A 25,802-nucleotide genomic window follows, 5' to 3' on the forward strand; every position below is an offset into this window, starting at 1 on the left:
AAAAAGCCTAAATTTGCTATAATCTAGCGAAATTTAAGATTAGAGAGAGCATGAAAAGATTAGCTATGGCGTTTTCAGGTCCGTCAAATAGCGGAAAAACAACGCTTATTTTAAAAGTAGGAAAAAAATTTATAGACGATGGATTTAAAGTTGTGATCATCAAACATGATCCAGGCGATAAGGCTAAATTTGATGTAGATGGCAAAGACAGCTTTAAATTTAGTGAAATCGGAGCAGATGTCGTAGTGGCAAGCCCTACCAGAACAACATATTTTAGCAAAGCACAAAAAAGCTTAGATGATATAGTCGATATGATTGGAGAATTTGATATATTATTAGTTGAAGGTCTAAAAACTCTGCCGCTTCCTAGACTAAGCGTTTTCAAAGATGAGATAAACGAAGATTATCTTAGCTTTTCAAATGCAATCGCTACTTACAAACCAGAATACAAAATAGACAAACCAAATTTTAATTTAGATGATATAAATAGCATCTGTGAGTGGATTTTACAAAACGCAAAGGCTTTATGATGGAAAGAATTTTTGAAACGATTGAACAAATCGCCGTTAAAATCAGCAATGAGATAAAATTTGCAGATCTTGGCTACACTGATCACGCAAATGCAACAGGAGACACTCAACTTAAGCTTGATGTGCTAAGCGATGAGATCATCACGCGCGAATTTGCAAATTTAGATTGCATAAAAGCTCTGGTTAGTGAAGAAAAAGATGAGATGCTCTCGCTTAATGAAAATGCAAAATTTATCGTAGCCTACGATCCGCTTGACGGCTCAAGCTTGGTTGATGTAAATTTTGCCATAGGCTCGATATTTGGCATATATGAAAACGAACTAAGACCTGAAAATTTAGTAGCTTCAGCGTATAGCGTTTACGGTCCTAGACTTGAGCTGGTTATCTGCACGGAAAAGCCAAAGTTTTATAGACTTAACAAAGAGGGCAAATTTCAATTTATCAAAGATTTGCAGCTAAAAGAAAAAGGTAAGCTAAACGCCACAGGTGCCACGCAAAAAGGCTGGAGCGACACGCACGCTAAATTTATAAGAGAGCTTTTTGAGCGGGGGTATCGCTTGAGATATTCAGGTGCGATGGTAAGCGACTTGCACCAAATTTTACTAAAAGGCGGCGGACTTTTTAGCTATCCGGCTACCACGGATGCACCAAACGGCAAGCTTAGAGTGCTCTTTGAGGTGCTACCTTTTGCATTTATCTACGAGCGCGCAGGTGGAGCTACGAGCGACGGTTACTCAAAAAGCCTTTTTGAAGTAAAGATAGAAAAAATCCACCAAACCACCCCGTGCTTCTTTGGCTCAAAAGACGAGATAAAGACACTGCACGAATTTTACGGAAGCAAAAATGGCTGAAGAGCTTAAGCAAAAGGACAAATTTGAACTTGAGCTTGACGCAAAGCTTGAAATTTTAAGATCATGCCAAGAGCAAAAAGGTCTAAAAAGCTGCTTTGAATGCGAAAATTTATTTGAGTGTGATACTCGCAAAAACTACGTTGATGCCGTCTATAACTCGATGTCCAAGGGCGATACGGGCGGATTTGATTTTTAATTAAGGAAGATTATGAAAGCTTATATAACAACACCTATTTATTATGTAAATGATGTCCCGCACATCGGACACGCCTATACTACGATCATCGCGGATACGATGGCTAGATTTGCAAGACTTAATGGCGAAGAGACGTTTTTTTTAACAGGAACTGACGAGCACGGACAAAAGATAGAGCAAGCGGCGCAAAAAAAAGGCAAAAGCCCAAAAGCATACGCAGACGAGATAAGCGCAAAATTTAAAGAGCTTTGGGATGAATTTGAGATAAGTTACGATCACTTTATCCGCACAACCGATGAGAGCCACAAACTAACCGTCCAAAACGCTTTTAACAAAATGCTTGAAAAAGGCGACATCTACAAAGGCGAATACGAGGGTTTTTACTGCGTTAGCTGCGAGACGTTTTTTACCCAAACTCAACTTTTAGATAACGAGTGCTGTCCTGACTGTGGGCGACCGACAAACTTAGTCAAAGAGGAAAGCTACTTTTTTAAACTATCAAAATACGAAGACGCCCTGCTTAAATGGTACGAGCAAAACGAGCAGTGCATACTTCCAAAAGGTAAAAAAAACGAGGTCGTAAGCTTCGTAAAAGGCGGGCTTAAAGACCTATCCATAACTCGCACCAGCTTTGACTGGGGCGTAAAACTACCTGCAAATTTAAACGAGCCAAAGCACGTGATGTATGTCTGGCTTGATGCTCTGATGAACTATCTCTCCGCACTTGGCTACACTAGAGACGGCGAGAAAATGGGCTTTTGGGAAAATGCGGTGCACTTAGTCGGCAAGGATATCTTGCGCTTTCATGCGATTTACTGGCCAGCGTTTTTGATGAGCCTTGAACTGCCGCTTCCTAAGCATATCGCGGCACACGGTTGGTGGACCAGAAACGGCGAAAAGATGAGCAAGAGCAAGGGTAACGTAGTCGTGCCAAAAGAGGTTGCAGACGCTTATGGACTTGAAAATTTCAGATACTTTATGCTGCGTGAAGTTCCGTTTGGTCAAGACGGGGATTTCTCGCAAAAAGCACTTATCGAGCGCATAAACTCAGAGCTCAGTAACGATCTTGGAAACTTGCTAAACCGCATAATCGGAATGAGCGGTAAATATTCAAACTACGAAATTTCAAGCAAAGACGTAAAAAAATACCATAAAGAAATCTTAGACGAATCAACCGCTCATATAAAAGCAGCTTGTGAGAATTTAGAAATTTTTGCCACAAATCGCTACCTAGAAGAGCTTTGGCGAGTGCTAAATATCGCAAACGCAAGCATTGCAAAATTTGAGCCTTGGAATTTGATAAAAGAAGGCAAAAACGATGAAGCAAACGCTCTTGTAAACCTTTGTGCAAATTTGCTTGCTCGCGTGGCTATTTTGCTAAGTCCTGCAATGCCAAAGACTTGTGAAAAGATAGCCAGAGCGATGAAATTTGAAATTTCAACCCAAAATTATCAAAAGATAATACTTGAAAACGAGGTTTTAGACTTTGTTTGCGAGCCTACGGCGCCGCTCTTTCCAAAGATAGAAAAAGAGCTTATGAGCACTCCTGCGCCAAGCGTAGCCGAACCTAGCAAAGACGAAACGACAAAGATAAAGATAGATGAGTTTAAAAGGTGTGTTATCAAAGTTGGCACTATCTTAGAGGCTTCAAATATCGAAGGCAGCGACAAACTACTTAAATTTAAGATAGATCTTGGCGAAAGCGAGCCAAGACAGATCGTATCGGGAATTGCTAAATTTTACGATCCAAAAGAGCTTGTCGGCAAGCAGGTTTGCGTGCTGGCAAATTTAAAAGAGGCTAAGATATTTGGCAATATCTCTCAAGGCATGATACTTACGGCAGAAGACGGCTCGCTAGCGCTGTTAAGTCCTATCTCAAGCGTTAAAAACGGAGCGATCGTCGGCTAAATGATGAATATTGAGAATTTAAGACGACTAATAAATGCAGAGGTTTTAAACAAGCCAAGTGTTTCAAGCGTTTTAAATTTCTCATTCGAAGCTAAAAATATCAGACAAGGCTATGCCTATATAGGCATAAATGCAAACGAGGATGAGATTAAAGAAGCCATATTAAATGGGGCCTATGCAGTCATTATAGAGGATGATTTTGAGGTTATTGATAAAGAGATTGCGTTTTTAAAAGTAGACAGCCTAAGCGTGGCTTTAATGCGTCTAATGCGCTTTGAAAGCAGCTATAAAAATCTTAAATTTTACTCTATAAACTGTGTGCAAAAGGCCATTTTAAAACGAACGAGCCTACCAAAACATGCAAATATCTTGCCTATAGACACTAAAGAGCTATTTTTAAAAATCATAAATGCCGATAAAAACGATATATTTTTTAGTGACGATATCAAAATTCTATCAAAGATTGCACCATTTTACGATACTGTATGGACAGACACACAAGCAAAAGCAATTAATAAAGGCTCAATATTTTTTACATCGATTATTTGTGACGATGTGTATTATCAAAATTTAGCCATACCAAAAGTATTTAAGGGGTTTTTATCGGGGCTTATTCATCATCTTAATAAAAATCAAATAGCCTTTAAAATAGGCGATTTAAGATGGATTGAGCATTTTGAGCCTATTTTTGTAGATAGAAATTTTAAGATAACTCCATTTGGGGCTAGTTTTAGAGCTTTTATAGTAGAAAGCGACGACGAGCTATTTGAGATGGAAGCAAATTTTTTAAGAAAAAACTTCAAAGACTCAGTAGAAATTTGTATACCTAAAAATTATAGGACAAAGATAAATTCAACCTTTATTTTTAACGATATAGCCGAGCTAAAACAACTCAAAGATTTTAGATATGCTATTGTAAAGTGTCAAAAGCAAGAACTCGAAACAATGTTAAACAAGGGCGAAGCCGAAAAAAGTCTATTCGACTTTTAAAACTCAAAATTTTTTAAATATATCATAAAAAATTATTTATATAAATCTATATATTATAAGTAAATATTAAGCAAATTTAAATAAAATTTCTATTTTTACTAGATATTAAATAATATTTCAAAAAAGGAGAAAATATGCGGTTTATACATATAGTTTTTATGTTTTTCATGGCTTTATTTTTAGCTGGTTGCCCTGCTTCAAAAGGCAAATTTACACTGCAAAACCCTGAATTTCAGAATTACCAAAATATAAATTCAGCAAAAGGAGTTGTATTTATAGCTTCAGTTAACGACAAAAGAGAATTTGAAGATGCTCCCAAAAATGCTTCAATTCCATCTGTTCACAATAGGCAAGTAGAAAGTCTGAGTGCAAAAGAAAAAGATAAGTACATAGCTAGAAAAAGAAACAGCTATGGCAAAGCTATGGAAAATATAGTGCTTGATGGCGATCAAACAGTTACAAATTTAGTCAAAACGAGTGTTGCTAGAGCATTTGCAAACAATGGATTTTATGTTTTAAACGATGAAAAACAAATAAATCAAAACACAATAATATTAAAAATAGATGTACTTAAATTTTGGTCTTTTTTCCGTCCAGGATTTTGGTCGGTTGCTGTAAATACACATATAAAAAGCGACGTTTCTACAGGCAGCAAAAACATTACTACAGATGTGGATCACATGGAAAAATTTCAGATGGTTTTAGATAGAGACTATCAAAAAGTGACAAATGACGCTTTACGAATTTACGAAAAACAACTTACAGATAAAATTGCTCAAGAATTTAAATAATCTTGCTCCTCGCCTCTTGATCAAAAACAGGCGAGGTCTATTTTTTATACGGGATCGGATCCTTTACTCCGGCTCTTTTAAACCCGTCTAGTCTTAACCTGCAGCTATCGCACTCTCCGCAAGCCATATCCTCACTTTCATAGCAACTCCATGTAAGCTCGATAGGAGAGTTCATTTCAATGGATTTAGCCACGATATTAACCTTGCTTAAATTTACAAGAGGGGTTATGATTTTGACGTTGAAATTTGGCGAGGTGCCTTCATTTATCGCCAAATTTATCCTCTCTATAAATTTGGCCGAGCAGTCAGGATAACCGCTGCTATCCTCCTCAACTACTCCTATAAATATTGCCTCCGCCCCATCTTTTTCAGCAAGTGCAGCAGCAATAGAGATAAAAATCCCGTTGCGAAAAGGCACATAGGTATTTGGAATTTCATCACTAAGCCCGGCTTTTGGTACTTTTAGGCTAGTATCAGTTAAAGAATTTCCACCAATATCGGCTATAAAACCGACATCTAAATTCAGTCTTTTTCCTATCCCAAGCCTGTCACAAATTTCTTCAAAGGCTCTTTTTTCACGATTCATAGTGCGCTGGTTATAATCAAAATGAAGCGCTATTATCTCATAGCCTTGATTTTTTGCCATAGTGGCGCATAGAGTGCTATCCATCCCTCCACTCATTATACAAACAGCCTTTTTTGCCATACTTACCTCTTTTAGAATTTAAAAACAATAAAAATTAGATAAAATTATACAAAATTTTATATGAAAGAGCATAAAAATGATAATCTGCGATGAGCAATATCCAGAAATTTTAGATCAAATTTGCCAATATCTCACTGCTGGTGATGTGGAGTTAAGCTTTGTAGATAGCAAACAAATGCAAGAGATAAACCTAAAACAACGCAAAATAAACAAAACAACTGATGTTTTAAGCTTTCCGTTTGAGTTCATTATGCACGTTCCTCTTGGCTGTATCGTTATAAATTTAGATTTAGCAGAGGAAAAATCAAAAGAATTTAATCACTCCAAAGATGATGAAATAGCCCTTTTATTTATACATGGACTACTTCATGTTTTAGGATTTGATCACGAAAAAGATAGCGGAGAAATGAGAAAAAAAGAAGAAGAGATAATTAATAAATTTAACCTTCCAAAAAGCCTTATAGTGCGTACCATGGATGAAATTTAAGGCTATTTTTTATCTTTTTTAATAACTTGCTCGCTCTTGGCATATTTTTTGTCGATATATCCTAGCTCTATAAGCTTATTATAGACTCTTACCGCCATAGGACCGGCAGTAAGCCCGCCGTGACCTCCATGCTCTATTATGATAGTAACTACATATTTTGGTTTTTCATATGGAGCATAGGTTGTAATCCATGCATGAGAGCGCTGAAGATACTTCATATCCTCCTCTTTTATACGCTTTTTTTCAGCTTGAGAAATACCAACCACTTGGGCCGTGCCTGTTTTAGCGGCTATCGTTAAATTTGCATCTGTAAAATATTTAAAAGCAGTTCCCTTTTGATGATTTGCAACTTCATACATAGCCCTTCTAATATGCGGAAGTTGTTTTTTTTCAAAAGGAGTGAATATATCACTAGCCTCAAATTTAGCATCTTCTTCACCTATGCTATGTAAAAAATGAGGTATTACATTTTTACCTGTAGCAAGCATGGCTGTATGCCTGGCAATCTGCATAGGAGTTACTAGAAAATTTCCCTGCCCTATAGAGGTGTTTAGAGTCTCACCCTGATACCAAGGCTGAGAGTATTTATGCATCTTCCATTCACGACTTGGAACAATACCTACAAATTCATTAGGCAGATCTACGCCTGTCTTTTGGCCCATGCCAAAGCGTTCAAGCACTGGAGCTATAGCATCTATACCTATTTTCAAGCTACCCTTGTAAAAATAATCATCGCAACTCTCTCTGATAGCAGAATTCATATCCATTTTGCCGTGTCCATATATATTCCAGCACCTGAAATTCCGCCCTCCAAGCTCAAAAGAGCCACTACAAAAATAATCAGTACCCCTATCTATCTTACCAGAATCCAAAAACGCCAAAGCCACGGCCATCTTCACAACAGATCCTGGAGGGTATAGCCCGTTTACAAGTTTATTTGTAAACGGATGATCTATGCTGCTTATAAGCTCATTCCATCTAGCTTGTGAAATCCCGGTCACAAAAGGATTTAAATCATACTCAGGAAAACTCCCGGCAGCTATGATAGAGCCGTCCGTGACATCCATTACAATAATAGCTCCTGCATTTTTTCCAAAAATTTCTTCTATATATTTTTGAAATTCCAAATCTATACTTAGCTTTATATCGCTACTCTTTGGCTCTTCTTTAAAAATTTCTTCTATCTCCTCATTAAGAGCATTTACCTTTATCTTTCTAACACCTTCATGTCCTTGCAAAATAGAGTTATAATAGCGTTCTATCCCGCTTCTGCCTGTATAGTTTGTAATCTTAGTCACAGGATCATTGGTATAATCTTGCTGATTAGCTCTGCCGACATAACCTATTATATGAGAAGCAAGGTTAGAATATGGATAATGACGCTTGGAAGCCGGTTTAACTTCTAAATTTTCACGCAAAGAGAGTGCGGCAATCTTAGGAATCATCCTATCATAATCTATAAAATCAATAATTTCTATAAAATCTTGATTATAAGGCGAATCGGCTTTAATGTAATCTTTTTTTAATTTTATAACATTTAAATCTTGAAACATATTTTGCAGGTTTTCAAGCTCTTGATCTAAAGTATTTTTTTTACTAAGATGAGGCCTAATAGATACTGAAAAGCCAAGCTTATTAACCGCCAAAGGGCGACCTTTGACATCTAGAATAAGGCCTCTTGCTGGAGGAATAAACTGCTTTTTTACTATATTTTGCTCGGCAATCTCCTCATAAAATTCGTTAGACTTAATGCTTAAATGATAGATTCTAACGAGTAAAATTACCCAAACACTAAATATAATTGCAAAGACTATGCGCATTCTCATTTGACGCGCTCCCTAAACAGAAGAATAGCTAAAGCAGACTCTAAAACAATATAAACAAAGTATTCATATCCAAAATTTAAAATGGGTAGATTTTTTATATAAAAAAGCAAAGAGCTTATAAGATACGCTCCCAAATACCCATTTAATACAAAAAAAATCAATAAAACAGCTCTCGACTTAAAGGTTACCACAAGCCAATCGCAAATAAAATAGTAAAAAACTATAAAGGCTAAAATGGCTGAAAATAGTGCAAATCCATGAACTTGCTCAATAAAAATAATATAAGCTATAGAAAAATACCACCTTATATCATATTTTAGAAGTTTTTTTTGTTTTTCTATAGTAAGGATAATCATGTATGAAAAAAATAGCCCCAGCAAAGGCGGTATCCAAACAAATACCGTGGTAGAAGCCTGGTATAAAAATAAGAAAACAACCCAAAAGAAGGATTTTAAAAACTGTATATCAGTGCTATTTCGTCGCATACCGGAAAGTGTTTGCATTTAATACAATCAGCCCAAATTTTTTGCGCAGGAAGTTCTGATTTAGGAATCTCTACAAAGCCCAATTTTTCAAAAAAACTCTTTCTATAAGTAAGCGTAAAAACCTTTTCAATATTATAAAATTTAGCTTCATCCAGTATTTTTCTTACTAGCTCGCTACCTATTCCACTGCCTCTTAAATTTTTAGATATTACAAGACTTCTTACTTCAGCCAAGTTTGCAGTGTGTATATGTAAAGCGCAAAAGCCCACTATCTCATTTTCATCGCAAACCACGATATACGAGCGAATATTCATAGCGATCTCATCATCACTTCTTGGTAGTATTACTCCGCTTGCAACCTCATCTTTAACAAGATCTTGCATAGCTTTTATATCTTTTGGCTTTGGATTTCTAAAATTTAAATTTTTCACTACTGATTTATACCTAATGCATTTTTTACTATAAGCTCATTTGCTTTATCAATCCCTATTTTTTTTAAGGTTGAGACCAGATGCGCATTTGGATATGCTTTTAAAGCCGCGCTTTTCTCACTTTGATTTAGCTTATCAGCCTTTGTTAGGATATTTAAAATTTTCTGATCGGCTCTTAAAAAACTTTGCAGATAATCATCTACCTCTCTGTCTATAAGCATATTATGTTGCCTACTATCTATAAGATGAACAAAAAGCCTTATATTTGATCTTTGTTTCAAATACTCATCTAAATTTCGTCTCCAATCATCATGCATAGTTTTTGATACCTTTGCATATCCAAAACCCGGTAGATCCACAAATATCAAATTTACTCTATCCTCATCATTTATATATTCAACTTCAAAAAAATTGATAAGCCTTGTTTTGCCGGGAGTTGATGAGCTTTTAGCCAGATTGTTTTGATTTACAAGAGCGTTTATAAGGCTACTTTTACCTACATTGGAACGTCCTAAAAATGCGACTTCGCTACCGCTAACAGGAGGAGCAAGCGAGATATTTGGGGCAGATAAAAGAAATCTGGTATTTATTGGCCTTATCACTTTTTATTATCCTCTACTTGAAATACAAATTTTACAGGCTTTTTATTGCCACTATTTACACTATATGTGCCGCTATTTTGATTTACACTTATCTTTTCACCATAAACTCTCTTATCGCTATCAACTTCATGCAAAAATCCACTTCCGTTTATAGTATATAAATTTGATTTTGGTTCGTATACAAGCTCATGTCCGCTTCCGTTGTAATTCTTATCTTTAATAAAAACATTAAATTTAGCATTTCCCGTGGCAACATATTTGATAGGATTGCGATTTTTATCAAAATATATCACAACTTTATCGGCGGTTAATATATCTTTACCTTTTTTGACACTAACATTACCGCTCAATTCACTTATAAATTTGTTCTCATCTGCAAAAAAATCATCCGCAGTTACTTCCACATTTTGAGCGACCAAAGGTAAAATACTAAAAATAAAGGCCAAAATTATCTTTTTTCCTGCACCCATGCTTGAATTCCCTTTGCGTAAGTTCTTTTTAAATTTGCATCATAAATAATACTATCGCCAACTATCTTATCCTCATTTTTAGTCATAGTAAAAGGCATGCTCGAACTGGCAATTTTTGTTTTAGTATTATAATCTGCTTCCTCTGAAACAAATTTCAAATTTTCACTATTTAAATATCTAACATTTCCTTTAAGCTTAATAGTATCATCTTTATAAAAAGCTTTATCAGAAATAATACTATGATGAGTATCATCTCTTAAAACATCAGCCTTAAAATTTAAAAATTCATCCATATTTTTATATCTATTCCACTCGTCAGCCTTATATTTAGCACTTACAATAGTAGAATTGATTTCGTAATCCACAACATCATTCATCCCAATAGTAGCGATACTATTGTCTGGTTTTAGAATCTCACTATAGTAAGGATCTTGAAGTGTCATATATACCATCGCCACGCTAAAAATAGCTATGACGAAGTAAAAAATCCTTATAACCAACGCTTAGACCACTCTTCTTTTAAATTTTCATGATCTATTAAAATCTCTATCATCTGCCTAATAGCCCCATGGCCACCTTTGTATTTCAGCTTTGTCTTTACTTCAAGCTCTTTAATTGCATCCTTTGGTTTAAAGCTCCAACCAACAGCCTTAAGTAGTTTATAATCATTATAGTCATCACCTATTGCGGCTGCATTTTCAAACTTAAGCCCTTCAAATTTTAAAATTTCCTCAGCAACGGCAAATTTATCACTTACACACTGATATACATGATCTATCTTTAAATTTTCGGCTCTTTTTTCTACAATTGCCGACTTTCTACCAGTTATGATTGCGACTTTTTTACCAAGCTTTAACCAGCTCTCTATAGCATATCCATCTTTAACATCAAAAAATTTAAGCTCTTCTCCATCTGGACCATATACTATCTTGCCATCGGTCATGCATCCATCAACGTCTAAAAAAATTATCTCTATCACAGTACGCCCTTAGTGCTTGGGACTCCAACTCTTGAATTTTTAGCAAGAGCTCTTCTTAAAGCAACCGCGCAAGATTTAAAAGTAGCCTCTGCTATATGATGAGAATTTCTACCTCTAATCTTTGTAAGATGTAAAGTAATACCGGCATTAAATGCAAGAGCTTGAAAAAATTCATTAACAAGCTCTATGTCAAAAGATCCCACTTTGCCAGAATCTATACTATCATACACCAAATAAGCCCTATTTGAAAGATCAAGAGCACAGCTTACAGCTGCCTCATCCATGACTACAGTAGCCTCTCCAAATCTTTCTACGTTATTTACTGGATATATCATCTCTTTAAGTGCCAAGCCAAGAACAATGCCGACATCCTCTACAGTGTGATGAAAATCAACATGCAGATCACCGCTTGCTTTAATAGTTAGATCAAACAACGCATGCTTGCCAAAAGCCTCAAGCATATGGTCAAAAAAACCTATTCCTGTGCTTATATCACACTTTCCACTTCCGTAAATTTCTAAATTTAAACTAATATCCGTCTCTTTTGTTTTTCTATATTTTTGCATACTATTCCCTTGCTATAAACGCACCATCTATATGCCCCGCCTCTATAAAATCTCTAGCCTCATTTTCACTCCTAAAGCCTACTAAAAACACCCTGTAAACAGATTTTCCATTAACCATATACTCTCTAATTTGAGTACTATAGTTTTTTACAGAGTGAGTTCTTTTATAAGCATTTGCACCACTTAAATTTTTAAAAGCACCAATTTGTACCATAAATACACCGCCCACAAAAGTATCTTGCTGGACTCTGCTTGTTATTTTAAGCTTTTGAGAGCTTGGTATATTAGCAACCTTACTGTTTACATTACCGTTGAATCCAATAACCTCTAAACTTACAGGTGCTGTACCAGAAGCTATCATATCTATCTTTTGAGCTCCTACTTTTGACAGATCTATAACCCTGCCTGCCACAAAAGGACCGCGATCATTAATCCTGACTATAATACTTTTGCCGTTCTTTAAATTTGTAACTCTTACCATTGTATTCATGGGTAAGGTTTTATGCGCAGCAGTCATATTATACATATTATAAATTTCGCCATTTGAGGTCTTTTTGCCATGAAAATTTGGTCCATACCAGCTAGCTATTCCGCTTGCCTTATCCCCTACATTTACCACTGTAGGATAATATGTCTTTCCATTTACTGTATAAGGACGCATAGTAGCTTTATGCACACCTTTTGAATTGTTTATCTTTACATTTGTAGGTCCCGTAGGGCCAAAATTTATACCTATCCAAGAGCATCCTGTAAAAAAAATAGATACAAAAATAGCCAAAAGGCCGAATTTGATACTATTTTGCAGTAGCAAGCTTTGCTCCGATAGATGAATTTGAGCTAATTAGACTGTTTGCATCCTTTAAATCCTTAAGTGCGACATCAAATTTCTCAGAAATTTCATTTAGGCTATCTCCGCTCTTTACTATATATTCGGCAAGATAGTTGATGTTTTGCTCCGTAGGGATCACTATGTTCTCATTTGGCTTTAGCTTATCGGATGTTAGATTATTATACTCTTTGATTATCTTATGACTAACTCCTGTTTTTTGAGCAATAGCCAAGAGAGTATCATCTTTTTTTATTGTATAAATTTCAAATTTACGATTTTGGGAGGCCTCAAAATTATCATTAAACATATTTTCCTTATTTTTAGGAATGTATAGATAGTATTGCTTATCCGTAGGTGGAGTATATACGAATTTAAGATGAGAGTTATACTCTTTCATTCTTTTTAAGCTAACTCCTATACTGTCTCCAACCTCCATCAAGGTAGTTCCTCCAGGAACATCAATCTTTGCAAGCTCAACAACTTTAGCATCACTTATCAAATTAGAATCGCTTGAGTTTTTGAAACTATTATCAGCCGCTATATTTGCGACAGTTAAAATTTTTACTATAAAATCTCTAGTCTCCTTTGGCAAATAGCCTTTTTTGTTATCAAGGAGTATATGCAAATTATCACTTCCAGCCTTTTTTATAGCAGATTTTAGCCTAGTTCCTCCGCAGTTATAAGCCATCATAGCCAGATACCATTTTCCAAATTCATCTTTTAAATTTTGAAGATATTTTGTAGCAGCGATAGTAGCAGCTATTGGATCTTTACGCTCATCAGCATACTCATCTACTCTAAGACCATAAAGTTTAGCCGTAGGAGCCATAAATTGCCAAATACCCACAGCTTTTACTCTTGATACTACACTATTAGAAAACCCTGATTCTATCATCGCAAGATATAAAAATGACTCCGGGATACCTGAATCTTTGATAATTTTTTGCAAAACCGGAATATGCCTATAACCATTTTCTATAGTTCTTGCAAATTCCTTTTTCTTGCTCTCTTTAATATTATTTTTTACTGCCTTATAATAAGGACTTGTTAAAAATTTATAGTCTATGTCAAATTCTTTCAATACTTTTTTTTGTGTTTCTGCCACATCTTTAATATTTTTATTTGAAGTTGAAGCAGATAAAAATATAGTACAGGCTATACACAAAAAAACTATTTTTAAAATTCTCATTTTTCTCCTTATTTATTCGGTATTAAAATTTCCAAAAAGCATTTTAGCATTTTGAGTGGTTATTCTAATTATCTCCTCTTTTTCTAAATCTAAAATTTCACTCATTCTTTGTGCTACAAATTGCGTATAAAAAGGCTCATTTCTCCTACCTCTATACGGTTCAGGCGTAAGATAAGGAGCATCTGTCTCTATAAGCAATCTATCTAGCGGAATTTTTGGTAAAATTTCTACTAAATTTTTAGCATTTTTAAATGTTAAAACTCCACCGATTCCAAAATAAAAATTTCCAAATTTACTAAGCTCTAAAAGTAATGGCGATGCGTTATAACAATGCAAAACCGCTCCTTTTAGCCTACTTGCATACTCTTTTAATATATTATAACAATCCTCATTAGAGTCTCTAATATGCAAAATTACAGGCAGATTAAGCTCTACAGCTAAATCAAGCTGAGCCTTAAAAACTCTCTTCTGAGACTCTTTCTCGGCTAATTTCTCACTCTCATCTTTTGGCAGCCTAAAATAATCAAGTCCGCATTCACCTACAGCTATGCATTTGTCATCATTAGCAAATTTACGCAACTCATTCTCATCAAAATCATCTATATGATACGGATGAACTCCGACTGCGAAAAAAACATTTTTATAAGCATTGGCTATTCTAGCAGCTTTTGGTAAATCTTTAATATCAGCACCAGGTATCAAAACCCCACCAATGCCGCCACTATAGGTATTTTGCATAACCGTATCAAGATCTTCATCGTATCTATTATCATCAAGATGACAATGAGTATCTATTATCATCCAGCTACCTCTACCCTATTTCTACCATTCTCCTTAGCTTCATATAGTGCATCATCTGCAAATTCTAAAATTTCATCTAAAGAATAATCGCTTCTTCCAAATGCAACACCGATAGAAACGGTAAATTTAAAACTCTCTTTTTTTAGAGTTATGGATTGAGACGCAATATTAGATCTTAAATTTACAAAAAATTTAATAGCCTCTTCTTTGGAGATATTTTTAAGAACTATACAAAATTCCTCCCCTCCAAATCTAGCTACAATATCATTTCCTTTTGTCTCATCGACTAATTTTTTTGCCAAAAATTGCAGTACTTTATCTCCACCATCATGACCATATGTATCATTAATACTCTTAAAATGATCTATGTCAAGCATAGCTATCGCGTAAGGTTCAAAGAATTCCTCATGCTTACTTAAATACTCCTCCATATTGGCATAAAAATACCTTCTATTATAAACACCTGTCAAAAAATCATGATTCGCAAAATTTGCAATTCTATTAATATTTTCTATAGCCTCTATGGTATTATGTATCCTGCATATAAATTCCTCTTTTTCAAAAGGCTTTGCGATAAAATCATTTGCTCCATTTTTAAGAAATATAGAGGCGTTAACCTCCTCTTTTGGAGATGTAATAACTATTATTCCAAGATTATTCTTGTCGTTTTCTTTTCTAAGCTCTTTTAAAACTCCAAGGCCATCCTTAATAGGCATTCTATAATCAGTTATAACAAGCTTTATATCGGGGTGATCGGCAAAATAGCTCATAGCCTCCTCGCCATGAGCGGCTGTAAATACCTGAAACTGAAGACTTGTTAGAATTTTTTTAATATTATTTCTAAAAGGCATCGAATCTTCAATGATCATAACCTTATACTGCTTATTTTTAATAAGCCTATTTATCATTTGAAATATATAGTTTATATCATCCATGTTGCTCTTGTAAACATAATCTACTATATCTTTATGTATAAATATTTCTCTAGTCTTAGGATCAAGACTTCCTGTTAGCACTATCGCCGCAATACCTTTTGAAATAACATAATCTACAATCTCTCCATTTGGAGCGTCAGGCAAATTTAGATCAAGCAGGGCTATAAAATATTCACTTGGTTTAGCTAAAAAAACTTCCGCTTCAGCCATACTATGGGCTACGTCTATATCCATTTCGACGTTACCTTCCATCTTTTTTGCAATAAGTTTTGCCAATGACTTATTGTCTTCAACTATTAAAATTCTACTTTTTTTCATAAATATAAGTTATCCATTACACATTAAATTTATAATTTTCTTCAATGCTACCATTTTTTTTCTTGTTAAAATATAAAATTTTTAACTCTCCAAAAGTTGCCTAGCAAAATTTAAAGCCTCATTTGTTATCTTTTCACCGCTTATCATTCTAGCAAGCTCAGATATTCGTTCGCTGTTTTCAAGCTCTCTCACGATCGATTTTTCTTCAAGTTTTTCAACCAAAAAGTGAGAATTTGCTTTTGAGCTAAGTTGAGGCTGGTGCGATATGGCAAAAATCTGATAGAATTTCGCCAAATTTAAAAGCACATTTGCGATACTCATCGCCTCTTTTCCGCTTAAATTCGCATCTATCTCATCAAGGATTATGACCCCTTCTCCGCTTCCTGAAATTTGCGTTTCACTTGCTATAAAGGCAAGTCGTAAGCGATTCAGTTCGCCCGAGCTTAAATTTTTTAAATTAGTCTCGTTTAAGCTTAAAGTTATCTCATCAACACCGAATTTATCAAGCGGCTTTTGGCTTATCTTAAGAGTGATTTTACTCATATAAAGCTCTTTAAGATATGAATTTATAAGCTCTTCAAGCTCTTTTAAATTTTCACTCCTTGCCTTTGTAAGCTTGCTTGACATATCGTTAATCTCGCTTTTTAAAGCGTTAAATTTATCTTCAAGCAAGCTTTTTTCAAAGCTTATGTTTTGGTATTTATTAAGCTCTACTTTTCGTTTTTGAAGTAGCTCAAGCGCCTCTTCTATGCTGCCGTATCTTCTGATGAGCGAATTTAGCGCCTCTATCCTATCTAGCACACCCTCTATATCGATATCTTCAAGCTCGTCCATATTTAGATTGTCGCGCGCTACTCTAAGCTCGTTCATGCACTCCTCAAAAAAGCTAGCATCTATATCGCTGATATTTAGCGCATCTATGACGGCTCTTTCAGCGTGAAATACGGCTTCGGCCCTACTCCAAGCTTCATTTATCTTATCTTTTTTACTAAGGCGTTTTTTTATCTCCATAAGCTCTTCAAATTCGCCTACTTTTGGGCTAACCGACTCTATTTTTGATATCTCAAAGCTTGCAAATTCCTTAAGCTCCTCAATCCTTCTTTCATCCTCTATTATATTTTGCAACTCTTTTGAAATTTGATCAAATTCCTTAAATTTTGCCTCAAATTCCTGCTTAAATTTTAAAAATTCTCCGTTTTTTTTACTTTCGGCGATATCAAGTAAATTTAAAAATCTCTCGTTTTCAAACTCGTTTATCTCTTTGGCGGACAGATATTTTATATGCTCTTTTGCGATTGAGGCGAGATTTTTCTTTGAGATAGCTTGAGAGTTTATAAAATACCTTGTCGCCTTATCTCTAAACAGCTTAAATGTATTTATCTGCTCGCTTTCTATACCATATTCTTCAGCGCTAAATTTATACTCCACATCCGCTTCAATCAGCTTTGCGTCGCTATCCTTAAGCCCAAAAACAGCCATTATCGCACTCATCAAAACCGACTTGCCCGCACCGCTTACGCCTGTAAATACGCTAAGCCCTTCCTTAAATTTAAGCTCCACGCTATCAAAATTTAGATATTCCTTTATCAAAAGCCTCTCAATCATTATAACCCCAGTGAAGTTTTTCTTTTAAAATTTGAAAGTAATCTCTACCGATATGGCGGATAAATTTTGCCGATTTTTCGCTTAATGTCACGCTTATGCTATCTAAATTTGACATGTTGAAGCGATCTTGCCCGTCGATAACCAAAATCGCATCGCTTTTAGTCTTAAATTTCATCTCAAACCCTCTTGGAAGTACGACAGGACGCTGAGTAAGCGAATGAGAGCATATAGGAGTCACGGCAAAAACATCGCTTAGCGGATAGATTATAGGTCCGTTTGCGCTCATGTTGTAAGCGGTAGATCCTATCGGAGTGCAGATGAGCACGCCGTCTCCAAAGTATGAGTTAAAATCTTTTCCGTTTAAAAGCGCTTCGATGTGAGTCATGGAGCCTGATTTTGAACTTAGTATCGCAGCTTCGTTAAACGCGATCTTTTTAGCCACTTCACCACTTTTTTTATGCATAAAAACATCAAGCATATATGGTGTCTCTATCTCAAATTTTCCTGCGAAAAAGTCCTTAAAAAACCCTTCGCACTCATCCATTGTGATATCGGTTAAAAATCCAAGCCTACCGGCGTGAATTCCAAGCACAAACGGCGAAATTTCAGCACTCTGCCTGCAGGCCGAGATGATAGTACCGTCTCCCCCTAAAGATATCAAAAAGTCACAATTCTTAGCCAAATTTATAAGCTCAAAACCCTGCTCGCCAACCTCTTTAGCACAGCTTTTCTCAAGCAAAATTTGCACTTTGTATTTGGCTAAAATTTTCTTGATAGTCTTTAAATTTTTAGGCAAATCGCCATTTATCTTAGCAACAACTCCGACATTTTTCACATCAGCAAAATTTAAATTTATCTCTTTTTTCATAGTTTTGATTGTAGCATATTTTGGTTTAAAAGCTCGGCAAAAGCAAAATTTGAGTATAATCAAGCTTTCAAAACGAATTTAAGGAGTATCTAATGCGAAGCCATTATTGTGCAGAGCTTAGTGCGGCGGACATCGGCAAAGAAGTCGATCTTTGCGGCTGGGTAAATACTTATAGAGATCACGGCGGAGTTATCTTCATCGACTTAAGAGATAGGACTGGGCTAATCCAGCTGGTTTGCGACCCTGCTGATAGCGTAAGCGCTCATGAAGTCGCCTCAAAAGTGCGTGATGAGTATGTTTTAAGAATCAAAGGCAAGATAAGAGCGCGTGGCGAAGGGCTTGTAAACCCTAGGCTAAAGACAGGCGAAATCGAAGTGGTAGTAAGCGAAGTGACGGTAGAAAACCCGAGCGAACCGCTTCCGTTTATGATCAACGACAACTCGGTAAATGAGGACATCAGGCTTAAATACCGCTTTTTAGACCTCAGAAACGAGCGCTTGCAAAATATCTTTAAAATGCGCTCAAAGGCTGCGATCGCCGCTAGAAATTCGCTCGATCGCCTTGGCTTTATAGAGTTTGAAACTCCGATTTTAACTCGCGCTACACCTGAGGGTGCAAGAGACTATCTAGTACCAAGCCGTGTATATCCTGGGCAATTTTATGCACTTCCGCAAAGCCCGCAGCTGTTTAAGCAGCTTTTAATGTGCTCTGGCTTTGATAAATACTTCCAGATAGCAAAATGCTTTAGAGATGAGGATTTGCGCGCTGATCGCCAACCTGAATTTACGCAGATTGATATCGAGATGAGCTTTGTCGAGCAAGAAGATATCCTAAATATGGCTGAAGAGGTGCTAAAAGATACATTTGCAGCTTGCGGATATGATATAAAAACTCCATTTAGACGTATGAGTTATAAAGAGGCTACCGAGAAATACGGCTCAGATAAGCCTGATCTTCGCTACGATCTAGCTATGGTTGATGTGATTGACATATTTGCTCGCTCGTCAAATGAAATTTTTGCAAATATTGCAAAAGATCCTAAGAAAAACCGCATAAAAGCGCTTAAAGTGCCAAACGGAGATAATATATTTAGCAAGCGCGAGATGAATAGGTTTGAAGAATTCGTGCGCAAATTCGGAGCTCAAGGACTAGGATACTTCCAGATGAAAGAGGACGGATTAAAAGGTCCGCTTTGCAAATTCTTTGAAGAAAAAGACCTGCAAGAGATAGTTGATAGATGCGAGCTAAAGCTTGGCGACGTAGTATTTTTCGGCGCAGGAAAGAAAAAGATAGTGCTTGATTATATGGGAAGATTTAGAATTTTCCTAGCCGAGCAAATGGGTATCATCGATCAAGACAGAATGGAGTTTTTATGGGTGCTAGACTTCCCTATGTTTGAGCAAAACGACGACGGAAGCTACTCTGCGATGCACCACCCATTCACATGCCCTAAAAATATAGACGAAGAGGACTTGGAAGATATCCTATCCATAGCTCACGACGTTGTGCTAAACGGCTTTGAGCTAGGCGGAGGAAGCGTGAGAATCCACAAAAACGACGTTCAGCAAAAAGTCTTTAAACTTCTTGGCATAGATGAAGCGGAGCAAAGAGAGAAATTTGGCTTCCTGCTTGACGCGCTTAGCTTTGGAGCGCCGCCGCACGGAGGTATCGCGATCGGATTTGACCGCCTTGTGATGCTGGCAACCAAATCAACCAGCATTCGCGATGTGATCGCATTCCCTAAAACACAGCGCGCACAATGCCCTATGACAAAAGCGCCTAGCGAGGCAAATTCAGAACAACTTCGCGAGCTAGGACTGCGCCTAAGAGAAAAAACTAATTAAGGAAATTTGATGAAAAAACTATTTTTGATAATCGGAGCACCGGGAAGCGGCAAAACAACAGACGCAAATTTGATCGCAAAAGGCGATGATAGCTTTACTCACTACTCTACAGGCGATCTACTTCGCGCAGAAGTTGCAAGCGGAAGCGAGCTGGGCAAACTCATAGACAGCTACATATCAAAAGGAAATTTAGTCCCTCTTGAAGTGGTTGTAAATGCGATAATAAGCGCCATAAAAAGCTCAAAAACGCCAAACGTCGTGCTTGACGGATACCCTAGAAGCGTTGAGCAGATGACTGAACTTGATAAAGTTTTATCCGCCCAAAACGAGATCTTGCTAAAAGGCGTTATCGAAGTGGACGTTAGCGAAGATGTGGCTAGAGAGCGTGTGCTTGGACGTGCAAGAGGCGCTGATGATAACAACGAAGTATTTAACAATAGAATGAAAGTATATCTTGAGCCAATCGGCGCGATCCGCGAATTTTACTCAGGCAAAAATTTGCTTCACGAGATAAACGGCGAAAGAACGATCGATGAGATCGTAACAGATATGAGAAATTTGATAAATTCGCTTCTGTAACCTACACAAATTTGATTTGCCACGCTTTGCAAATAGCGCAAAATGTGGCAAATTTCCTCTTTTTTAAGCAGTATTACCCCTTAACTTTTAATTAACAAATTCGCATTACAATTCGCTTCAGTTTATAACAAACTTCATAGTAAGTTATAAAACTAAGTTATCAGGCTGCTCTATTTAGCGGAGCTTAAAAAATAAAATCAAAATTTAAAGGATATAAAATGCTTAAAAAACTTACACTATCAGCTCTTCTAGCAGGCTCGCTTTTGGCAAGCGGAGGATTTACAGGCACAAATAACGCCGCACAAAACCAAGGCGGCTTCACAGGCAAAGGAAGTGCGACGCTAGTCACTATCAAAGAAGCTCTTAATATGAGAGACGGAGCGCCGGTCATTCTTGAAGGCAAGATCAAATCTCAAATCAGATCAGATGATTATGAATTTGTCGGCAGAAGCGGTGAGACAATCGAAATCGAGATAGATAACCATGTCTGGAAGGGCGTAACCGTAGATGAAAACACGCCTATAAGAATTACAGGAAAAGTTGATAAAGACCTCATGAAAACAACTATCGACGTAAAATCTGTCGAGATAATCAAATAATTTTAACTTACTTTTAGCTCATCTCATATTCACTCGCACGGCTATCAAGCGGTAGCCGTGTCACAACTCAAATTTAACTTAAATAAAAGCCGCAAATAAGTATAATCACACTCACATAAAACAAGGAGCAAACATGGATATATCAAAAATCAAAGCAGGCTCAAACCCTGATAAGATCAATGCCGTTATCGAGATCCCTTACGGCTCAAACATAAAATATGAAATTTGCAAAGACAGCGGCGCGGTTTTCGTCGATCGCGTGCTTTATTCGGCGATGTTTTACCCTGCAAACTACGGTTTCGTGCCAAATACCTTAGCAGAAGATGGCGATCCTGCCGATATCTTGGTGCTTAACGAGTATCCTTTGCAAGCGGGCAGCGTCATCCCTTGCCGTCTGATCGGAGTTCTTGTGATGGAAGATGAAGCAGGCATGGACGAAAAACTTCTTGCAGTGCCGGTTAGCAAGATAGATCCAAGATATGACGCTATAAAAAGCTACAAAGATCTTCCAGAAGCCACACTAAATAAGATAAGAAATTTCTTTGAGACCTACAAAATGCTTGAGCCAAACAAATGGGTGAAAGTAAAAGAGTTTAAGTGTGCCGATACGGCAAAAGAAATTTTAGATAAAGCCATAAAAAGCTATAAATAATATAAGCCCCCTAAATTTGGGGCTTTCAAAGGTAAAATTTGAAACAACTACTACTTATACTAACCGCTTGCGCCTTATTACTTGGCGCTTCTCAAGAAAGAGGCGTCATAGATATGCACGGAGGCAAAACGCAAAAATATGGCGGATTTTCAAAGAAATTTGAGGACTCAAATTCTAACAGATTTGGCAAATTTAAAGAGCAATCCAAATCTTACAAACAAGATAAATATCCGTCAAAATAAGCAATCCAAACGCGAGATCGTTTTTGCTAAAGAAATTTATCATGCCTTTTATATTATCAGGATCACTTAGATAAATTATATATAGAATCGATAGCCAAAATATCACTCGTGCCGCACCTGCTACGCCACTCGGCTCAGTTTGAATCGATGGTCTAAACATAGAGATAAAAGCGGTAAAAAACATAATTATAAGAGCAAGGATAAATAGCTTTTTCATGGATTTATTATAACGAGTTATTTTATAAGCGCTGATAAAGATAAAAAGCGCTAATTGATTTGCATTTAAATTTCAAAAAGCTACTTAATGCCCTTTTTAAGCTTTCGTATCAAAAATCTAGCAGAATGAAGCGCGTCAAAAAGGCTCTTTTCTATGCATAACGGTCGATCAAACACAAGATCACAGATAAGCTCAGCCCCAAGCACAGCCGTGCATAGTCCGCGCGAGCCGTGAGCCGTATTTATATAGACGTTTGGGATATATCTGGCGTTTAAATTTTCGCTTTTATTTTTCGTCCAAAGAAGAGCTTTGTAGCTATCCTTATAAAATTCCTCATCATAAAGCCTTCCGATGATCGGAAATCTATCGCCACTATAGCTTCTATAACCAACTTTTGAGCCTAAAATTTTAGGCTTCTTACCCTGCAAAAACTCACCTATATCGGCTAAATTTTTCTCATCGTCACTGCTTCTAGACTCATCAAGTTTTAAATTTCTATCATAAGTTGCACCGACAACTTGCACGCCATCAACCTCAGGGCAGACATAGCCTTTAGCGCTAAAAGCCAAATTTGTCTTTACGGACTCTTTTATGTGCGTGACCTGCCCGCGAACCGAGCTAAGTTGCATGTCAAAATTTGAGAAAAACTCCATACTATCGCTGCCAAGAGCTAGGATCAGCATATCGCTAATGATGGCTTTTCCGTTTTTAAATTTCGCCGAAATTTTACCATCAGGCAAAACCTCATAGCTCTCAAACTCATATCCAAGCAAGATATCAGCGCACTTACTTGCCGTCTTGCACATCTTTCGCGGTCTAGCCTTGGCACCTTCTTTTATAAAGGCACTAGGATAAGGAGCGCTATTTAAATTTATATCAAAAACTCCGTTTTCATCGTCAAATTTAAGCCACTCTTCTAGCCTTGCTAAAAGCTTTTCATCGTGCGCATAGTCTATGCAACCGTTAAATTCGCACTCTTCCTTGCGCATAGTCTTTTTATAAAACCTAACCGCTTGCAAAAACGCATTCATGTGCATTCTGCCAAGCTCCACTTCAGGCTTTGTAATAAGAGGCATCAAAATTCCGCAGTGATTACCAGAGCCGTTTGTGGCGATATCTTCGCATTTTTCAGCTACAGTAACTTTTAAGCCAAGCTCAGCCAGCCTATAGGCGCTCACACATCCCGCCACTCCGCCACCTATGATAAGTGCGCTCTTTGGAGTTTTGTCGCTACTTTGGATATCAAATCTATTAAACCATGGATTTTTAACGTTATGACTCGCAGTTTCAAGAGTAGCGCTTATCATCTCGCGCTTTTTGCCAAAGCCTTTTTGCAAGCTTACTTTAAAGCCATTTTTAGCAAGTGCATTTTGCACCGCTTTAGTGCTAGAGTAGGTTCGTAAAATAGCTCCAGCTTTGCTTAAATTTGCAACCTCTTTAAAGACCTCATCGCTCCACATATCGGAATTCTTGCTAGGTGCAAATCCGTCCATAAACCAGATATCAGCTCTAAAATCAAGCTCGGGCAAAATTTGATCGATCTTGCCAAAGCAAAGATCAAGCGTGATACGTGAATTTTTAAAATTTAGTCGGTGAAATCCTTGTATAAGCGGCGGGTAGCTTTTTATAAGCTCATTTGAAAGCTCTTTAAAGACACCTAAATTTTGATAAATTCTAACAAGATCTTCCTTGCTAATAGGATTTGCCTCGATGCTAACATAATGCAAAAATTTGCTTGAGTCTTTAAATTTGTTTAGTGTTGTTAAAAAATTTAGCCCCGCTCCAAAGCCGGCTTCAGCGATGATAAACCGATCTTGCCTCTCCCAAATTTCATCAATTGCACTTGCAAACACATACTCGCTCTCGCCGGCAGGATTATCGGCACTAAAGTATATATCTCCAAAATCCTCGCTATAAGCAACTCCGTCTTTAAAGGAAATTTGAGCGGTTTTCATTGCTGATTTGCAAAATAGACATCAACGCCGTCAGCGATACCTTTAGCGATCGCATCTTGGTAATTTGATTTGCCTATGAGTTTGCCCTCATCAGGATGCGAGATATACCCAACCTCAAGCAAAACAGCGGGCATAAGCGCACCCACTAGAACCCAAAACGGAGCCTCTCTTACTCCACCGTCAACGACCTTTGAATTTATCTTTTTGGTTCTGGCAAGAACCTCTCTTTGGATATCGATGGCAAGCTTGTTTGAGGCTATGATCTTTTCTCTGTTTAAGAAATTTAAAAAGGTCTGTTTAGAGAAAAAATTCATCTCGTCTATGTCCGATTTGTTTTCAAGCGCGGCTACGTTTTTGCTACGCTCGCTTCTTGCAGGCGAGAGGAAAAATGTCTCGATACCTTGCATAACTTCGCCTTTTTGCTTATTTGGAGCGGCATTTGCGTGTATAGATATAAAAAGATCGGCAAGTTTGTCGTTAGCAAGCTTGGTTCTACTTCTGAGGTTTATAAATTTATCTTTCGTGCGGGTATAATACACCTTATACCCGCGCTTTTTAAGCTCGTCTCCTGTCTTAAGAGATATGCTTAAGACGATATTTTTCTCTTTTAATTTGCCATTGATTGCTCCTGGATCATCGCCTCCATGCCCAGCATCAAGGACTATGATCCTGCCTGCTCTTTTAATCTTGGTTTTAGTAGCCTTTTTAGATAAATCATTATTTTGCTTTTTATCATGCTTGTCTTTAAGTTCAGTTTTTTGCTGATTTTTTGAATTTGATGCTAAATTTTCAAATTCTACTTTATCAAGCGCGAAAAATATAGAATTTTGATTTATTTTGAAATTTATTTTTTGCTCTTTTTTATGGGAAAATACGACCCTGATAGTGTTTTTATCGAATTGACTTACTTTGAGATCATCAGATATTATATTTTTCAAAGTTTGAGGCTTACTTATCCATGCCCTGTTTAAGTCATACACATTTCTAAAATGATTTTTTGAATTCAGTTTAAAATGTTTTACATCGCTTTCCAAAATAGGACTACTAAATTTTATCTCCAAGCTATTTGGATGTTCGATAACTTTTAGAATTTGAATTGATTTATTTGAGTAATTTTCTTTGGCTGTTATTAATGGCTGCTTTGATCCTTTTGACTCTTTTTGTAGCTTTTTATTGCTTTTACTATCTTTTTGTGCAACTTGTACTAATGACTCCAGCTCTCTTTCATATGGATTAGAGCCTAATCCCAATGCTTTTGAGCTTTGAATCAGTCTTTTTAATATCTCAACTCTAATTTTATCATCATTATCTATGACGGATTTTATATATAATCCCTTCATGTCCTGATGGA

Annotated in this window: 29 protein-coding genes; 12 read left to right on the forward strand and 17 right to left on the reverse strand. The window is 36.7% G+C overall.

Annotated elements, in window-relative coordinates; genetic code table 11:
- Positions 1-50 precede the first annotated feature (50 nt).
- The 6 genes from mobB to CDOMC_RS06900 all read left to right on the forward strand — a co-directional run bounded on the left by mobB (position 51) and on the right by CDOMC_RS06900 (position 5,266).
- A complete protein-coding gene (gene mobB / locus CDOMC_RS06875; protein ID WP_172128917.1) occupies positions 51-530 on the forward strand; it encodes a molybdopterin-guanine dinucleotide biosynthesis protein B in 480 nt (159 codons plus the stop codon).
- Entirely contained in the window at positions 530-1,381 is an 852-nt protein-coding gene (locus tag CDOMC_RS06880; RefSeq protein ID WP_442861607.1) for a class 1 fructose-bisphosphatase, read from the forward strand. The genes mobB and CDOMC_RS06880 overlap by 1 nt, the downstream gene beginning before the upstream one ends.
- On the forward strand, positions 1,374-1,577 hold the full coding sequence (locus CDOMC_RS06885) for a hypothetical protein (RefSeq protein WP_172128919.1): 204 nt from the start codon (positions 1,374-1,376) through the stop codon (positions 1,575-1,577). The genes CDOMC_RS06880 and CDOMC_RS06885 overlap by 8 nt, the downstream gene beginning before the upstream one ends.
- 12 nt (positions 1,578-1,589) lie before the next feature.
- The gene (metG, locus tag CDOMC_RS06890) at positions 1,590-3,485 is read left to right on the forward strand and encodes a methionine--tRNA ligase (protein WP_172128920.1); all 1,896 of its coding nucleotides are present in this window, start codon (positions 1,590-1,592) and stop codon (positions 3,483-3,485) included.
- Positions 3,486-4,475: a ferrochelatase gene (locus CDOMC_RS06895; RefSeq protein WP_236861292.1), complete on the forward strand. Its 990-nt coding sequence runs from the start codon at positions 3,486-3,488 to the stop codon at positions 4,473-4,475.
- Between the two features lie 134 nt (positions 4,476-4,609).
- Entirely contained in the window at positions 4,610-5,266 is a 657-nt protein-coding gene (locus CDOMC_RS06900) for a hypothetical protein (RefSeq protein WP_172128922.1), read from the forward strand.
- 37 nt (positions 5,267-5,303) lie between these two features.
- On the opposite strand, the gene queC is transcribed toward CDOMC_RS06900, so the two are convergent.
- On the reverse strand, positions 5,304-5,972 hold the full coding sequence (queC, locus tag CDOMC_RS06905; RefSeq protein ID WP_172128923.1) for a 7-cyano-7-deazaguanine synthase QueC: 669 nt from the start codon (positions 5,970-5,972) through the stop codon (positions 5,304-5,306).
- 76 nt (positions 5,973-6,048) lie between these two features.
- Between queC and ybeY the strand changes: the two genes are divergently transcribed.
- Entirely contained in the window at positions 6,049-6,459 is a 411-nt protein-coding gene (ybeY, locus tag CDOMC_RS06910; RefSeq protein ID WP_172128924.1) for an rRNA maturation RNase YbeY, read from the forward strand.
- A gap of 2 nt (positions 6,460-6,461) precedes the next feature.
- Here the strand turns inward: ybeY and mrdA are convergent, their stop codons facing one another.
- The 14 genes from mrdA to CDOMC_RS06980 form a co-directional block, all read right to left on the reverse strand.
- Positions 6,462-8,285, reverse strand: coding sequence for a penicillin-binding protein 2 (mrdA, locus tag CDOMC_RS06915; protein ID WP_172128925.1), 1,824 nt, complete (start codon positions 8,283-8,285; stop codon positions 6,462-6,464).
- Entirely contained in the window at positions 8,282-8,788 is a 507-nt protein-coding gene (locus CDOMC_RS06920; protein ID WP_236861293.1) for a hypothetical protein, read from the reverse strand. Before CDOMC_RS06920 ends, mrdA begins: the two co-directional genes overlap by 4 nt.
- Positions 8,737-9,153 carry an N-acetyltransferase gene (locus tag CDOMC_RS06925; RefSeq protein WP_172129671.1) on the reverse strand — a complete coding sequence of 139 codons (417 nt, stop codon included), beginning with the start codon at positions 9,151-9,153 and terminating at the stop codon, positions 8,737-8,739. The genes CDOMC_RS06920 and CDOMC_RS06925 overlap by 52 nt, the downstream gene beginning before the upstream one ends.
- Positions 9,154-9,200: 47 nt before the next feature.
- Positions 9,201-9,803: a ribosome biogenesis GTP-binding protein YihA/YsxC gene (yihA, locus tag CDOMC_RS06930; RefSeq protein WP_172128926.1), complete on the reverse strand. Its 603-nt coding sequence runs from the start codon at positions 9,801-9,803 to the stop codon at positions 9,201-9,203.
- A complete protein-coding gene (gene lptA / locus CDOMC_RS06935; protein ID WP_172128927.1) occupies positions 9,800-10,273 on the reverse strand; it encodes a lipopolysaccharide transport periplasmic protein LptA in 474 nt (157 codons plus the stop codon). The genes yihA and lptA overlap by 4 nt, the downstream gene beginning before the upstream one ends.
- Positions 10,252-10,773, reverse strand: a complete 522-nt coding sequence (gene lptC, locus CDOMC_RS06940) for an LPS export ABC transporter periplasmic protein LptC (RefSeq protein WP_172128928.1) — start codon at positions 10,771-10,773, stop codon at positions 10,252-10,254. Before lptC ends, lptA begins: the two co-directional genes overlap by 22 nt.
- Positions 10,764-11,252: a KdsC family phosphatase gene (locus CDOMC_RS06945; protein WP_172128929.1), complete on the reverse strand. Its 489-nt coding sequence runs from the start codon at positions 11,250-11,252 to the stop codon at positions 10,764-10,766. The genes lptC and CDOMC_RS06945 overlap by 10 nt, the downstream gene beginning before the upstream one ends.
- Positions 11,249-11,818, reverse strand: coding sequence for an imidazoleglycerol-phosphate dehydratase HisB (gene hisB / locus CDOMC_RS06950; RefSeq protein WP_172128930.1), 570 nt, complete (start codon positions 11,816-11,818; stop codon positions 11,249-11,251). The genes CDOMC_RS06945 and hisB overlap by 4 nt, the downstream gene beginning before the upstream one ends.
- Before the next feature lies 1 nt (position 11,819).
- The gene (locus CDOMC_RS06955; RefSeq protein ID WP_236861294.1) at positions 11,820-12,629 is read right to left on the reverse strand and encodes a septal ring lytic transglycosylase RlpA family protein; all 810 of its coding nucleotides are present in this window, start codon (positions 12,627-12,629) and stop codon (positions 11,820-11,822) included.
- Positions 12,613-13,836: a lytic transglycosylase domain-containing protein gene (locus CDOMC_RS06960; protein ID WP_172128931.1), complete on the reverse strand. Its 1,224-nt coding sequence runs from the start codon at positions 13,834-13,836 to the stop codon at positions 12,613-12,615. Before CDOMC_RS06960 ends, CDOMC_RS06955 begins: the two co-directional genes overlap by 17 nt.
- A gap of 12 nt (positions 13,837-13,848) precedes the next feature.
- Positions 13,849-14,637 (reverse strand): TatD family hydrolase, encoded by a 789-nt coding sequence (locus CDOMC_RS06965; protein ID WP_172128932.1) that lies wholly within the window; start codon positions 14,635-14,637, stop codon positions 13,849-13,851.
- Entirely contained in the window at positions 14,634-15,890 is a 1,257-nt protein-coding gene (locus CDOMC_RS06970) for a GGDEF domain-containing response regulator (RefSeq protein ID WP_172128933.1), read from the reverse strand. Before CDOMC_RS06970 ends, CDOMC_RS06965 begins: the two co-directional genes overlap by 4 nt.
- 81 nt (positions 15,891-15,971) lie before the next feature.
- Positions 15,972-17,495, reverse strand: a complete 1,524-nt coding sequence (locus tag CDOMC_RS06975) for an AAA family ATPase (RefSeq protein WP_172128934.1) — start codon at positions 17,493-17,495, stop codon at positions 15,972-15,974.
- Positions 17,488-18,363, reverse strand: a complete 876-nt coding sequence (locus tag CDOMC_RS06980) for an NAD(+) kinase (RefSeq protein WP_172128935.1) — start codon at positions 18,361-18,363, stop codon at positions 17,488-17,490. The genes CDOMC_RS06975 and CDOMC_RS06980 overlap by 8 nt, the downstream gene beginning before the upstream one ends.
- Positions 18,364-18,455: 92 nt before the next feature.
- Between CDOMC_RS06980 and aspS the strand changes: the two genes are divergently transcribed.
- The 5 genes from aspS (at position 18,456) to CDOMC_RS07005 (ending at position 22,279) form a co-directional block, all read left to right on the forward strand.
- Positions 18,456-20,207, forward strand: coding sequence for an aspartate--tRNA ligase (gene aspS / locus CDOMC_RS06985; protein WP_172128936.1), 1,752 nt, complete (start codon positions 18,456-18,458; stop codon positions 20,205-20,207).
- Between the two features lie 9 nt (positions 20,208-20,216).
- Positions 20,217-20,786, forward strand: a complete 570-nt coding sequence (locus CDOMC_RS06990; protein ID WP_172128937.1) for an adenylate kinase — start codon at positions 20,217-20,219, stop codon at positions 20,784-20,786.
- Between the two features lie 218 nt (positions 20,787-21,004).
- Complete coding sequence (locus tag CDOMC_RS06995) at positions 21,005-21,385, forward strand: YgiW/YdeI family stress tolerance OB fold protein (RefSeq protein WP_172128938.1); 381 nt, start codon at positions 21,005-21,007, stop codon at positions 21,383-21,385.
- A 133-nt stretch (positions 21,386-21,518) separates the two neighbouring features.
- A complete protein-coding gene (gene ppa / locus CDOMC_RS07000) occupies positions 21,519-22,037 on the forward strand; it encodes an inorganic diphosphatase (RefSeq protein ID WP_172128939.1) in 519 nt (172 codons plus the stop codon).
- A 38-nt stretch (positions 22,038-22,075) separates the two neighbouring features.
- Positions 22,076-22,279, forward strand: a complete 204-nt coding sequence (locus CDOMC_RS07005) for a hypothetical protein (RefSeq protein ID WP_172128940.1) — start codon at positions 22,076-22,078, stop codon at positions 22,277-22,279.
- A 297-nt stretch (positions 22,280-22,576) separates the two neighbouring features.
- Here the strand turns inward: CDOMC_RS07005 and mnmC are convergent, their stop codons facing one another.
- Both mnmC and CDOMC_RS07015 read right to left on the reverse strand, forming a co-directional pair.
- Positions 22,577-24,451, reverse strand: a complete 1,875-nt coding sequence (mnmC, locus tag CDOMC_RS07010) for a bifunctional tRNA (5-methylaminomethyl-2-thiouridine)(34)-methyltransferase MnmD/FAD-dependent 5-carboxymethylaminomethyl-2-thiouridine(34) oxidoreductase MnmC (protein WP_172128941.1) — start codon at positions 24,449-24,451, stop codon at positions 22,577-22,579.
- Positions 24,448-25,791: an N-acetylmuramoyl-L-alanine amidase family protein gene (locus CDOMC_RS07015; protein WP_236861295.1), complete on the reverse strand. Its 1,344-nt coding sequence runs from the start codon at positions 25,789-25,791 to the stop codon at positions 24,448-24,450. The genes mnmC and CDOMC_RS07015 overlap by 4 nt, the downstream gene beginning before the upstream one ends.
- Positions 25,792-25,802: the final 11 nt, after the last annotated feature.

The sequence above is a fragment of the Campylobacter sp. RM16192 genome (assembly GCF_004803855.2).
GTDB lineage: Bacteria > Campylobacterota > Campylobacteria > Campylobacterales > Campylobacteraceae > Campylobacter_A.